The organism is Raineyella sp. (genome assembly GCF_034933565.1).
GTDB lineage: Bacteria > Actinomycetota > Actinomycetes > Propionibacteriales > Propionibacteriaceae > Raineyella.
Window position 1 is genome coordinate 17882 of the sequence record NZ_JAYFNG010000044.1, and the last position, 12418, is coordinate 30299.

11 protein-coding genes are annotated in these 12418 nt (G+C 69.5%); 3 read left to right on the forward strand and 8 right to left on the reverse strand.

The annotated features are described in order from the left end of the window. Positions 1 to 23: 23 nt before the first annotated feature. Both VB059_RS12105 and VB059_RS12110 read right to left on the reverse strand, forming a co-directional pair. Positions 24 to 734: a response regulator transcription factor gene (locus VB059_RS12105; RefSeq protein WP_323422280.1), complete on the reverse strand. Its 711-nt coding sequence runs from the start codon at positions 732 to 734 to the stop codon at positions 24 to 26. Next, positions 731 to 2110, reverse strand: a complete 1380-nt coding sequence (locus VB059_RS12110) for a PspC domain-containing protein (protein WP_416339558.1) — start codon at positions 2108 to 2110, stop codon at positions 731 to 733. Before VB059_RS12110 ends, VB059_RS12105 begins: the two co-directional genes overlap by 4 nt. A 215-nt stretch (positions 2111 to 2325) precedes the next feature. Here VB059_RS12110 and VB059_RS12115 point away from each other — a divergent pair, with 215 nt between their 5' ends. Next, positions 2326 to 3786, forward strand: coding sequence for a PspC domain-containing protein (locus tag VB059_RS12115; RefSeq protein WP_323422282.1), 1461 nt, complete (start codon positions 2326 to 2328; stop codon positions 3784 to 3786). Next, positions 3783 to 3995: a hypothetical protein gene (locus tag VB059_RS12120; RefSeq protein ID WP_323422283.1), complete on the forward strand. Its 213-nt coding sequence runs from the start codon at positions 3783 to 3785 to the stop codon at positions 3993 to 3995. Before VB059_RS12115 ends, VB059_RS12120 begins: the two co-directional genes overlap by 4 nt. A gap of 265 nt (positions 3996 to 4260) precedes the next feature. Here VB059_RS12120 and guaA read toward each other — a convergent pair whose 3' ends face one another. After that, the gene (guaA, locus tag VB059_RS12125) at positions 4261 to 5844 is read right to left on the reverse strand and encodes a glutamine-hydrolyzing GMP synthase (protein ID WP_323422284.1); all 1584 of its coding nucleotides are present in this window, start codon (positions 5842 to 5844) and stop codon (positions 4261 to 4263) included. Positions 5845 to 5951: 107 nt separating this feature from the next. On the opposite strand from guaA, the gene cysK reads away from it, so the two are divergent. Beyond that, positions 5952 to 6878, forward strand: coding sequence for a cysteine synthase A (gene cysK / locus VB059_RS12130; protein WP_323422285.1), 927 nt, complete (start codon positions 5952 to 5954; stop codon positions 6876 to 6878). A 136-nt stretch (positions 6879 to 7014) separates the two neighbouring features. On the opposite strand, the gene VB059_RS12135 is transcribed toward cysK, so the two are convergent. From VB059_RS12135 to VB059_RS12155, 5 genes are all read right to left on the reverse strand, one after another. Continuing rightward, on the reverse strand, positions 7015 to 8253 hold the full coding sequence (locus tag VB059_RS12135; RefSeq protein ID WP_323422286.1) for a sn-glycerol-3-phosphate ABC transporter ATP-binding protein UgpC: 1239 nt from the start codon (positions 8251 to 8253) through the stop codon (positions 7015 to 7017). A 52-nt stretch (positions 8254 to 8305) separates the two neighbouring features. Beyond that, entirely contained in the window at positions 8306 to 9148 is an 843-nt protein-coding gene (locus tag VB059_RS12140; protein ID WP_323422287.1) for a carbohydrate ABC transporter permease, read from the reverse strand. A 1-nt stretch (position 9149) separates the two neighbouring features. Continuing rightward, complete coding sequence (locus VB059_RS12145) at positions 9150 to 10103, reverse strand: sugar ABC transporter permease (protein WP_323422288.1); 954 nt, start codon at positions 10101 to 10103, stop codon at positions 9150 to 9152. Continuing rightward, the gene (locus tag VB059_RS12150; RefSeq protein ID WP_323422289.1) at positions 10100 to 11371 is read right to left on the reverse strand and encodes an extracellular solute-binding protein; all 1272 of its coding nucleotides are present in this window, start codon (positions 11369 to 11371) and stop codon (positions 10100 to 10102) included. Before VB059_RS12150 ends, VB059_RS12145 begins: the two co-directional genes overlap by 4 nt. A 455-nt stretch (positions 11372 to 11826) precedes the next feature. Beyond that, complete coding sequence (locus tag VB059_RS12155) at positions 11827 to 12135, reverse strand: chorismate mutase (protein WP_323422290.1); 309 nt, start codon at positions 12133 to 12135, stop codon at positions 11827 to 11829. Positions 12136 to 12418: the final 283 nt, after the last annotated feature.

Here is a 12418-nt window from a genome sequence, read left to right on the forward strand (position 1 = left end):
CGCGGCGGAGGGTGGCGGGCCGGTCAGACCAGGCGGCGGTCGTTCGCCCAGCGCGCGAGCTGGTGGCGGTTGGACAGCTGCAGCTTGCGGAGCACGCTCGAGACGTGCGTCTCGACCGTCTTCACCGAGATGAACAGCTCCTTGGCCACTTCCTTGTACGAGTAGCCGCGGGCGATCAGCCGCAGCACGTCCCGTTCCCGGGGGGACAGCTTGTCGAGCTCCTCATCGACGCTGGCCACGTCGATCGACCCGGAGAAGGCGTCCAGGACGAACCCGGCGAGTCGCGGGGAGAAGACCGCATCACCGCCGGCGACCCGCTCGATCGCCTCGATCAGCTCATCGGCGTTGATCGACTTCGTCACGTACCCTCGGGCCCCGCCACGGATCAGCGAGATGACGTCCTCGGCGGCATCCGACACCGACAGCGCCAGGAAACGTACGTCAGGGTGGCGCTGGTGGACCTGCCGCAGCACCTCGACCCCTCCGCCGCCGGGAAGATGGACGTCGAGCAGCACCACGTCCGGATCGGTGGCGAGGATGGTCTGCACGGCGCCGGGCGCGTCGGCGGCCTCGCCGACGATCGTCACCCGGGCACCGATCTCGTGCTTCACCCCGGCGCGGAACATGTCGTGGTCATCGATCACCACCACGCGCAAGGCTCCGGTGCGGAGCCCCTCACGGGGGGCGGTGCCCTCGTCGTCGCCTGGCTGCGGATCCGGTTGATGGGTCGTCATCGTGTCATCTCCAGTCGTACGTCGGTCCCTTGGCCCGGCGCCGAGCGGATCGTTGCCCGCCCACCGTGCCTCTCCATCCGTTCCATGATGCTGCGGCGGACCCCCTGCCGATCGGCGTCGATGTCATCGGGGTCGAATCCCTGCCCACGATCGCGGATGAACACCTCGACGGTAGTCTCCAGCACCTCCGCGTACACATCGACCCTGCCGACCCCGGCGTGCTTGGCGGCGTTCACCATCGCCTCACGGGCCGCCTTGACCAGCGCATCGAGGTCCGGGGTCATCGTCGCGTCCCCGACCGTGACGAGCTCGACGTCGATGTCGTGCTCGTCCTCCACCTCGAGCGCGGCGCGCCGCACGGCAGTGGCCAAGGTGGTGTCGTCCGGCGGGCGGCCGTACAGCCATTCACGCAACTCCCGCTCCTGCCGCCGGGCCAGCCGCGCCACGGCCCGCGGGTCGTGCGCCTGACGCTGGATGAGGGCGAGGGTCTGCAGCACCGAGTCGTGCAGGTGGGCCGCCATGTCGGCGCGGGCATCGGCCCGGATCTTCTCCTCCCGGATCCGGTCCAGCTCCGCCCTGGTCCGGAAGAACCACGGTGCACCGACCACCGCCACACCGCCGAGACCGAGGATGAGGATCATCATCAGCTCCGACGGGCCGCCGCGCCGGGCCTGGTCGGGGACCACCAGCACGAAGGCCGAGGCCAACAGCAGCAGCCCGCTGAGCGCCCCGAGCAGCGAGCCGAGCCGGTCGACCCGCGAGCGGGCCTGCCCGCCGGCCGTTCGGTTGCTCCGCCAGGTGCCCATCGAGTCGGCCTCGCGCCAGATCACCGCGACCCCGGCACTCGCCAGCATGACGGGCCAGAAGAACGCCCAGGGCATGCCGAAGCGGGTCATCTGCACCAGCCAGAGCACCCCACCCCCGAAGAGGGCCATCGCCAGCGCCGAGCCCATGTCGATCCGGCGACGCGCCCGCGGCGTCACCGTCCGGGCGCCCGTACGGGCCGCGGACTCCAGCCCGGGGGCGGTGGCCCGGGGCGGTTCGGGCGGGAGCGCCACCCACAGCACCGCGTAGACGATCGCGCCGACGAACTGGGTCATCGTCAGCCCCACGAACGCCAGCCGCAGCAGCATCACCGGCCACCCGAGATGCTGGCTCAGGCCGGCACAGACACCACCCAGCCAGCGCCCGTCGTCGACCCGGTAGGCGCGGTGTCTCGCCGGCTCCGCGCCGGCTCCCGACGGTGCGGTAGCCGCGGAGACGCCCGACCGCGGGGACGGCGGGGCCCCCGACCGCCGGGCGACTGACGGTGCTCCCGACGGCGGAACAGCGCCCGGGACGCCACCCGACTGCCCCGGTGAACCGTCAGCGGGCATCAGCGGACCTCCCGCGGGGACGGCGGGGCCGGACCCCGACCCGGGCGCGGAGGTGCCCGCGCCGGTGGGGTCCCCCGAGGTGGCCGAGAGATCATCCATGGTGCATCCAGCAAACCACGCACCACCGACAAAGCCATCCCCGGATGCCCTCCGCCCGGAGAGAATGGGGGATGTGCCCGATGGTCCGTTCCACGGACCCGAGACAGGATGGGGTCATGGAGCCGGCGATCAGCATGCATCGACCCGCGACGGGAACACCGATCGCGGGCGTCTGTGCCGCCATCGCCGACCGCACCGGGATCGATCCCCTGATCATCCGGGTCGCTGCTGTGGTCCTCGCGGTCAGCTCGGGCATGGGCGTGGTCCTCTACCTCGCCGGCTGGGTGCTCATCCCGCTCGAGGGACATGAGCGGGGCCCGCTCCTGGAGACCTTCCCGGCGCTGACCCGCGCGCCGCGCTGGGTGCTGATCAGTGCCGTGGCCCTGGCCGTCGTCGCCGTGGCCGCTGCCCTTGGCAGCGTGACCTCGCTCTCCTTGTTCCCGGCGATCGTTCTGGGCCTGGTCTACTACTTCGGCGTGCACCGTCCGCGCCGTGAGCGTCGACTTCGCCGCCGGGTCCCACCGGTCGTGCCACTCGCTCAGACGCAGCGCTCCGACGCCCCGTACGGCACCGGCCAGGCGTACGGAACGGGGCCACAGGGACGGCCGACCGACCCGACCAACTCACCGCTCGATCCCGCACAGCCGTTCGGCGCCCCTCGGGCCACGGCGTCCTGGCCCGAGGGTGACGTACCGACCGCCGTCCGAGCGGCGACCCCCGTGGCCCCCTCGGACACGGACCGGGTCGTCCCCTCGGACACGGACCGGGATCGGACGACCGTCCGCCCGGTGCCCGGGACGGCATCACCCGCCGGCCCCGGTGATGCGGGCGGCCATGGGCGCGGGGCGTACGACGCCCAGATGAATGCGTACCTCACCCACCCCGACCCCATCGGCCTGTACGCCCCACCGCCGCCCACACCCCGCGCCGCCCGGCTGCCCGATCCGCAACGGGTGGGCAAGCGGACGCTCTCGCTGGTCACCCTGACCTCGGTGGGCCTGCTCTGGACCGCCCTGTCCCTGCTCGCCTCGACCGGCCATCCGGTGCCGGCCTTCGTCTGGGCGGCGTCCGCCCTGGTCGTCGTCGGCGGTGCGCTGGTCATCGGCGCCTGGGTGGGCCGGCCCCGCGGCCTCATCACGGCCGCCGTCATCCTGGGGCTCGTGGCGACCATCGGCGGCTATCAGCACGACCATCCGCAGCTGATGGAGCGCCAGGTCACGACGACCGCGCCGGTGGCGGTGGAGTACACGGACGCGCAGGCCCTGCCCGCCACCGACAACTGGGACTTCGGCCGGGTGACCGTCGATCTGTCGCAGCTGGGCGTCACCGAGGACGTGACCTACAACGCGCACCTGGGAGCCGGTTCGCTGACGATCCTGGTCCCGGCCGAGGATCGGGTGGTCGTCAATGCGAATGTCGGGGTGGGGACACTGCAGCTGGGCGACGCGACCACCACGGTGTCCTCCCAGCAACGGAACAGCACCACGTCCGTCCTCGTCCCGGGCCGCCCCGGGGCCCCGACGATCACGATCAACGGCTCCACCGACCTCGGCGAACTGGTGGTGATGACTCCATGACCACCCGTCCTACTCCCCCACGTCGCCCCCGCCGGCGCACCGATGTCCTGTCCCTCGTCCTGGGAATGATGGCGATCATCTACGGCGGAGCCTTCCTGTGGACGCGGATGATACACCCCTTCGACCGTGACCTGATCAGCGTCGCCGCTCCCGCCTCGCTGGTGGTGATCGGCGTCATCGGCCTGCTGGCCGGCGGCAACCGCAGCTGACCGCCGAGCCCACCGGCCCCGACACGAGAAGCATCGGCCCGGCAGGCATCGGCCCCAGCAGGCATCCGCCCGGCCGGAGGACAGCCCGCATGGGACATCGGCTCCCATGACGACGTCCACTCACACGAAGACCAAGACATCGGCCCGCACGGGGACGTCGGCCCGGGCACGCAGAACGGGGACGGACCGCCCGGCCCGTCCCCGTCAGCACCGCCTCCTACCCGTCACCGTGCGAGGCTGTCGTCACGGTGCGGGCCACGGCGGGTCACTCCCACTCGATGGTGCCCGGCGGCTTGCTCGTCACGTCGAGGACCACCCGATTGATCTCGCGCACCTCGTTGGTGATCCGGGTGGAGATCTTCTCCAGCAGGTCGTACGGCAGCCGGCCCCAGTCGGCGGTCATGGCGTCCTCGCTGGTCACCGGGCGCAGCACGACCGGGTGTCCGTACGTACGCCCGTCACCCTGCACGCCGACCGAGCGCACATCGGCCAGCAGGACGACCGGGAACTGCCAGATGTCACGGTACAGCCCGGCGGACTGGACCTCCTCGCGGGTGATCGCGTCGGCTCTGCGCAACAATGCCAGCCGCTCCTCGTCGACCGCACCGATGATCCGGATCGCCAGGCCCGGACCGGGGAACGGGTGGCGCCAGACCATCTCCTCGGGCAGCCCCAGCTCGGTGCCGACCGCCCGGACCTCGTCCTTGAACAGGGTACGGAGCGGCTCGATGAGCTTGAATTGCAGGTCGTCGGGCAGCCCCCCGACATTGTGGTGGGACTTGATGTTGGCCGCACCGTCACCACCACCGGACTCCACCACGTCCGGGTAGAGCGTGCCCTGGGCGAGGAACTCGATCGGTTCGTCCTCGTTCAGCTCACGGGTGGCCGCCTCGAACGCGCGGATGAACTCCCGGCCGATGATCTTGCGCTTGGTCTCGGGATCGGTCACCCCGGCGAGCTCCCGCAGGAAGACGTCGGCGACCTCCTTCACCACCAGGTTCACCCCGGTCGCGGCGACGAAGTCCTTCTCGACCTGCTCCGCCTCGCCCTCGCGCAGCAGCCCGTGGTCCACGAACACACAGACGAGCTGGTCACCGATCGCCCGGCGCAGCAGGGCGGCCGCGACGGCCGAGTCGACTCCGCCGGACAGGCCGCAGAGCACGCGCTTGTCGCCGACGATCTCCCGGATCCGGGAGATCGAGTCCTCCACGATGTTCGCCGGGGTCCAGTCGGGACGGCAGCCGGCGATGTCATAGAGGAAGTGCTCGAGGACGCCCTGGCCGTGCTCGGAGTGCATCACCTCGGGGTGCCACTGCACCCCGGCGATCCGGCGTCCCAGGTCCTCGAACGCTGCGACCGGCGCCCCGGCCGTGTGGGCCAGGGCGGTGAAACCGGCGGGGACGGCCTGTACCGCGTCGCCGTGGCTCATCCAGGTACGGAAATCGGCGGGCAGGCCGCGCAGCAGCGTGCCGGGCTCGGTGAGTGTGGTCGGCGTCCGCCCGAACTCCGACAGGCCGGTGCGGGCCACGTCGCCGCCGAGGGTGGCGGCGATCGCCTGGAACCCGTAGCAGATGCCGAAGACCGGGATGCCGGTGTCGAACAGTGCCGGATCCACCTGCGGGGCACCCTCGGCGTACACCGACTGGGGGCCGCCGGACAGGATGACCGCCTTGGGGTGGCGGGCGGCGACCTCGGCGGCGGTGGCCGTGTGCGGCATGATCTCGGAGAAGACCCGGGCCTCACGGACGCGGCGTGCGATGAGCTGGGCATACTGCGCACCGAAGTCGATGACGATGACGGTGTCGTGGGTCTCCGCCCCCGCGGCGCCGCTCGCTGTCTGATCTGCCATGTGCCGCAGTCTAGGGCCTCGCCTCCGCGCCACTCGCCGTGCCCGGGGACAGCACATCACGTATAGGCGACTTGAATACACACCATAAGTTGGTGTATTACTGGCCCATGGCGCTTTTCGAGAATGTCACCCAGGCCTTCGGCAACACCCCGCTCGTCCGCATCAACCGCCTGTTCGGCGACACGGCGGCCACGGTGTACGCGAAGCTGGAGTACTACAACCCCGCGAACTCCGTGAAGGACCGGATCGGCGTGGCGATCATCGACGCGGCGGAGGCGTCCGGCCAGCTGCAGCCGGGTGGGACCATCGTCGAGGGCACGTCCGGCAACACCGGCATCGCCCTGGCCGTGGTCGGGGCCGCCCGCGGCTACAACGTCGTGCTGACGATGCCCGAGACCATGTCCAACGAGCGCAAGGCGCTACTGCGTGCGTACGGCGCCGAGCTGGTGCTGACCCCCGGCAAGGAGGGCATGAAGGGCGCGGTGGCCAAGGCCGAGGAGATCGCCGCCGAGCGCGGTGGCATCCTGGCCCGCCAGTTCGCCAACCCGGCGAACCCGGACATCCACCGCCGCACCACCGGCCCGGAGATCTGGAACGACACCGAGGGCAGGGTCGACGTCTTCGTCGCCGGCGTGGGCACCGGCGGCACCATCACCGGTGCCGGTGAGTTCCTCAAGTCGCAGAAGCCCGAGGTGCAGATCGTCGCCGTCGAGCCGGCCGACTCCCCGCTGCTGTCCGAGGGCCGCTTCGGCCCGCACAAGATCCAGGGCCTGGGCGCGAACTTCGTCCCCGACATCCTCAACCGCGACATCCTCGACGAGGTCATCACGGCCAACACCGAGGACTCGGTGACGTTCGCCCGTGGTGCCGCCACCCAGGAGGGCCTGTTGGTCGGCATCTCCTCCGGCGCCGCGCTCAAGGCCGCCGGCGAGGTCGCGGCCCGCCCGGAGAACGCCGGCAAGACGATCGTCGTGCTGCTGCCCGACTTCGGTGAGCGCTACCTGTCCACCGTGCTCTTCGAGGGCCTCGTCTGAGACCTCGATCCCAACGGCACCAGCCCAGCGACACCAGCCAAAGACACCGTCCCAGGGACACCACGTCGGTGCCGGGACCATCACGGGCCCGGGTCCGGAAGCATCGCTTCCCGACCCGGGCCCGTGCGGATTCCGCTCAGCCCTTCGCGGCCGCGATCTCCGAGACCCGCTCCTCCGCGGCGTGGGCGGTGAGTTCCGCTCCGGCCGCGGCGTCCCGGGTGAGGTTGGCGCCGCTGGCGGGGTCGAAGACATGCACATGCCGGGTGTCGACCCACAACCTGGCCGGACGGCCGCCGCGGATCCGGCTCGACGAGTTCAGGGTCACCACGACGTTGGCGGGCATCTCGTCCTGGTCGAGGTCACGCGCCAGCTCGTCCATCAACGCCTGGACCTTCGGATCCTGCTCGTAGTCGACGTAGCCGTACTGCTCGTTGCCGAGCCATTCGGTGTGACTCGGGGTCGCCTCGAACGTGGTGCCGTACGGTCGGGCGGCGTCGTCGACCAGTGCGTCGTCCTCGAAGAACTCGGGACGGATGCCGACGATCACGTCCTGCTTGCCGCGGGCGGCGGCGAGGACGCGATCCGGTACGACCAGGGCGCCGAGCGGGGTGGCGAGCCTGTCGCCCTCGACATGGGCGGCCAGGAAGTTCATCGACGGTGATCCGATGAACCCCGCGACGAACAGATTGACCGGCTGCTCGTACAGTTCCCGGGGGCTGCCCACCTGCTGCAGCAGGCCCTTCTTGAGCACCGCCACCCGGTCACCCAGCGTCATCGCCTCGGTCTGGTCGTGCGTGACGTACACCGAGGTGGTGCCGAGCCGGCGCTGCAGCTGGGCGATCTGGGAGCGCATCTGGCCGCGCAGCTTCGCGTCCAGGTTGGAGAGCGGCTCGTCGAAGAGGAACGCGTCGGCCTGCCGGACGATCGCGCGCCCCATCGCGACGCGCTGGCGCTGTCCGCCGGAGAGGTTGGCCGGCTTGCGCTCGAGGTGGTCGCGCAGGTCCAGCATGTCCGCGGCGTCACGCACCCGCTTGTCCAGCTCGGCCGCCGGGAGCTTGTTCTTGCTGAGCCGCAGCGGGAAGGCGATGTTCTCGTAGACCGTCAGATGGGGGTAGAGGGCGTAGTTCTGGAAGACCATCGACAGGTTGCGGTCGCGGGGCGGGACGTCGTTGACGCGGGCGCCGTTGATCGTGAGGTCGCCGGAGGTGATGTCCTCCAGTCCGACGATCATCCGCAGCAGTGTCGACTTGCCGCAGCCGGAGGGGCCGACGAGGATCATGAACTCGCCGTCGGCGATGTCGAGGCTGACGCCCTTGACGGCCGTGAAGCCGTCGTCGTACGTCTTCACGAGGTTCTTGAGGGATATCTGGGCCATGGCTTGTTCCTTGACTGTGGTGGGACGTGCTGGCGTGCCGGGGCGGGGGGCGTCAGCCCTTGACCGCACCCTGGGTGAGGCCGGAGACGATCTGCCGCTGGAAGAGCATCACGACGATGACGACGGGGACGGTGACCACGATCGCGGCCGCGGCGATCGCCCCGGTCGGTTCCTCGAACTGGGACGCCCCGGTGAAGAACGCCAACGCGGCGGGCACCGGTCTCGCCGCCGAGGTGGAGGTCAGCGAGATGCCGTACACGAAGTCGTTCCAGGCGATGAAGAAGGCGATGATCGCAGTGGTGAACACCCCCGGCGCGGCCAGCGGGACGATCACCTTGCGGAACGCCTGCCAGTTCGTCGCGCCGTCGACCTGCGCGGCCCGTTCGAGATCCCAGGGGATCTGCTGGAAGTACGCGGCGAGCGTGTAGATGGAGATCGGCAGGGTCAGCGAGAGGTACGGGATGATCAGGCCCGGCCAGGTGTCGTACAGACCGATCCGGCGCCACAGGTTGAACAGCGGTGTGGTCAGGGAGATGATCGGGAAGATCGACACCCCCAGGGCGGTGTTCAGGACGAGCCGCTTGCCCGGGAAGTCGAGCCGGGCGATGGCGTATGCGCAGAACGTCGCGAGGACCACTGCGATCGCCGTGGCGATGAACGAGATCCCGATCGAGTTGCGCAGCGCCGGCAGGAAGAGGCTCTTGGCGGCCCCCGCGAAGAGGCTCTCGTAATTGTCGCCGACCCAGTTGGCAGGCAGGAAGTTGCCCGACGTCACGTCGGATGACGCCTTGAACGAGGTGACCAGGATCGAGATCAGCGGCCACAGCGTGTAGAGCAGCACCACGATCGCGATGAACGCCCACAGCGTCTTCTGCCTGGCGGAGAGGCTGTTCATGTCACTTCACTCCTCGTCCGGCCAGGTCGACCCGGAAGCCCTTGATGGCGATCACCGAGATGAGGATCACGAGGAGGAACAGGATCACCGACACGGCCGAGCCGAGTCCGATCTCCAACCGTCCGATCGAGGTCCGGTAGGCCAGCAGCGAGAGCGCCTCGGTGCCGTACGCACCGTTGGTCATGATGAAGATGTTGTCGAAGATCCGGAAGGCATCCAGTGCCCGGAAGAGCACGGCGACCATGATCGCCGCCTTCATGTTCGGCAGGATCACCCGGCTCATCCGTTCCCACCAGGTGGCGCCGTCGACCTTGGCCGCCTCGGTGAGCTCGCTGGGCACCTGCGCCAGCCCGGACAGCAGCAGCAGGGAGATGAACGGTGTCGTCTTCCAGACCTCGGACGCCATGATGACGAACAGCGCCGGGGCGGTGGAGCCGAACCAGTCGAAGTTCGGCCCGATGCCCGGCAGCCACGCGAACCACTTGTTCACGTAGCCCGAGTTGATGTCGAACATGTAGAACCAGGCGAAGGCCGAGACCACCGTGATGATGCCGTACGGGACCAGGATGGCCGTACGCAGCCAGCCCTTGAGCCCTCGGATGGCGTTGTTCATGACCAGGGCCAGCAGGAACCCGAGGATGAGCTCGACGACGACGGTGACGACGGTGATCAGCACGGTGACGCCCAGGTCGCGCCAGAAGATCGGATCGGTCAGCACCACGCCGTAGTTGGCCAGGCCGACGAACCTGCGGTCCGCGGGGGCCGTCAGTCGGTAGTTGAACAGCGAGTCGTAGATCGCCTGGAGGATCGGGTAGATCGTCACGGCGATCATGATGACGAAGGCGGGCCCGGCGAGCGTCCAGCCGAGGCGGCGCTCGCCCTTCGCCCGCTCGGTCAGCGGGGGTCGTACGGCCTTCGCCGCGGTCACCTCCGCGGTGTCGACGGTGGTGGTCATAGCAGCCGCTCTCCTCTCAGCACGGCCTGGACGAAGTCCTGGGTCTGCTTCGGTGTGGAGGCCGTGACGCCGGCCAGCGGGGTCCAGCGTTGCTGGATCGAGGTGCTGATCTCGTTGTAGTACGGGGTCTGCGGCCGGGACTTGGCGAGGTCGAGCGACTCGCGGATCGTGTCGGCCATCGGGTACTTGGCCCGGACCTCCGGGTCGTCGTACGCGGACTTGTCGGCCGGCGGGTTGCCGTTGGAGACGAAGTAGTACGCCTGGTTCTGCGGGGACACGATGCAGGAGACCGCGTCGAACGCCAGGTCCGGATGCTTGCTCCTGGCGCCAACGCCCAGCACGATGCCCCCGAAGGGCGGTGCGGTCGGTTCGTCGGCCTTCACCCGCGGGTAGAGCGCCCAGCCCATGTCATCGAGCAACGACTGCTTGACGGTGCCCTGCTTGACGGCGCTCTGGGTGGCCGCGTAGACGAACGGCCAGTTGACCATGAACGAGCCGTTGGCGCCCTGCCAGTTCTGCATGGTCACGTTCTCGTTCTGGGTGGCGATGCCGGGGCCGCCCAGGCCCTTCGTCCCGATCGTGCCGACGATCCGGGCCGCCTCCTGACCAGCGGGGCTGTCGAGCCCGAGTCGGTAGTCGGCCACCGGCGCAGAGGGATTCTCGAGGATGCTCTGGCCCTGCGATTCGTACAGGGCGTTGACCCACACCGTCATCGACTCCGAGCGGATCCCCTGCACACCCAGCTGCTTGCCGGTCTGCTCGGTCGCCGTCATCAGCTGGTCCCAGGTGACCGGCTTGCTCATGTCGAGTCCGGCCTGTGCGGCGACAGACTTCTTGTACCAGAGCAGCTGGGTGTTGGCCCAGAACGGGACGGCGGCGATCTTCCCCTTCCAGGTGGCTGCCTGGATGGCGCCCTGGACGGCGTCCTTGGTCGACGACGCGGCCAGGGCTGCGGGGACGGGGGCCAGGAAACCGGGCTCGGCGAGTTCGGGCATGAAGGGTGGGTCCAGGCTCATGATGTCCAGGGAGGAGTCGCCGGCGGCGAGCCGGCGGGCCAGCTGCTCGCGTTGCGCACTCGCGTCGCGGGGCAACAGGGATGTCTGGATGGTGTACCGCCCGCCCGCAGCGGCGGTGCACCGTTGGGCGATCTGGGCCTGACCGCCGTCGTCCGGATTGATGTACCAGGTGAGAGTGGGGGCGCCGGCCCCCTTTGCCGAAGAGCAACCGCTCACGGCCGTCGTCGCCGCGAGTGCGGCTGCTGCGACCATCGCGAGTGCTCGCCGTCGCCTTCGTGGAGGCGAACCGGGCTGATGCATGACCATTCCTTCCACAACGATGTAGACAGGGTCGCGTCGGGGGGAACGCCAGGGCGGAATGGCCGGCAGGAAAACGAGATATCGGTCACACCGCACCTGAGTCGACCATCCCCAGCCAACGCAGCGGTGTCAAGGGCCACACGGCAACATCGCGACATTTCCGTACGGGGCGCCGGTCGGCTGTGGAGTGTCCTGGCGAGGGAGCGTGTCGGTCGACCACGGTGTCTGGGCACGAAGAGCGCCGGCCGGCTACCCGGGGTCCCGGCCACCGAGGTGCTTCAGAGCCCAGGTGCTCAGGCCCAAGTGCTCAGCCTGTGTTCTCACGTCCGGCGGCTCAGGCTTGGACGCGGACAGGCCATTGGTGACGGGGTGCTGTGGAGGACACGTCCTGGCCTGGGTGTGTGGAATCAGCAGCCTCCGGGGCGATCCCGCCGGAGAGCCTCGTGGTGACGCACGACTTCAGAGACGATGAAAGACAGGAACTTCTCGGCGAACTCGGGATCCAGATGCGATTCCTCGGCCAACGCACGCAGCCGCTGGATCTGCTCGGCCTCGCGAACTGGATCCGCCGGAGGGAGATCGTGGGCTGCCTTGAGCACCCCCACGCGCTGGGTGATCTTGAAGCGCTCCGCCAGAAGGTGCACGAGGGCGGCGTCCATATTGTCGATGGAAGCGCGCAGGCGCCCCAGCTCGGCCATCACGTCGTCATCTGCCACATGCCGACCCTATCCCAGACCGCGGTGCGGCCGGCCGCGCTCATCCGCCTGACGGCCCCGGGCCTTCCCCTCGGCCGACGGTCCGTCGGGCGGCAGGCCTCAGCTGGTGGGTGCCCGGCCGGGGGCCCTTCGGTTGGTGGGTGCCCGTCGGGCGGGTGGGTTGTCGAAGGGGCGGGGGTGCCCGTCGGTCTGTGCGGGGTGTGGGGGGCTGTTGTGTAGATGCCGGTCGTGTAAATGCAGAGGTCGTGTAATTGCAGAGGTCGTGTAAATGCAGAGTGGGGGG

Bases quoted from the DNA above. Each gene is read 5' to 3' on its own strand.
- VB059_RS12115 (WP_323422282.1), top strand. From the start codon at position 2,326: ATGGAGCCGGCGATCAGCATGCATCGACCCGCGACGGGAACACCGATC.
- VB059_RS12120 (WP_323422283.1), top strand. From the start codon at position 3,783: ATGACCACCCGTCCTACTCCCCCACGTCGCCCCCGCCGGCGCACCGAT.
- VB059_RS12105 (WP_323422280.1), bottom strand. From the start codon at position 734: ATGACGACCCATCAACCGGATCCGCAGCCAGGCGACGACGAGGGCACC.
- VB059_RS12145 (WP_323422288.1), bottom strand. From the start codon at position 10,103: ATGACCACCACCGTCGACACCGCGGAGGTGACCGCGGCGAAGGCCGTA.
- VB059_RS12150 (WP_323422289.1), bottom strand. From the start codon at position 11,371: ATGGTCGCAGCAGCCGCACTCGCGGCGACGACGGCCGTGAGCGGTTGC.
- guaA (WP_323422284.1), bottom strand. From the start codon at position 5,844: ATGGCAGATCAGACAGCGAGCGGCGCCGCGGGGGCGGAGACCCACGAC.
- cysK (WP_323422285.1), top strand. From the start codon at position 5,952: ATGGCGCTTTTCGAGAATGTCACCCAGGCCTTCGGCAACACCCCGCTC.
- VB059_RS12135 (WP_323422286.1), bottom strand. From the start codon at position 8,253: ATGGCCCAGATATCCCTCAAGAACCTCGTGAAGACGTACGACGACGGC.
- VB059_RS12110 (WP_416339558.1), bottom strand. From the start codon at position 2,110: ATGCCCGCTGACGGTTCACCGGGGCAGTCGGGTGGCGTCCCGGGCGCT.
- VB059_RS12140 (WP_323422287.1), bottom strand. From the start codon at position 9,148: ATGAACAGCCTCTCCGCCAGGCAGAAGACGCTGTGGGCGTTCATCGCG.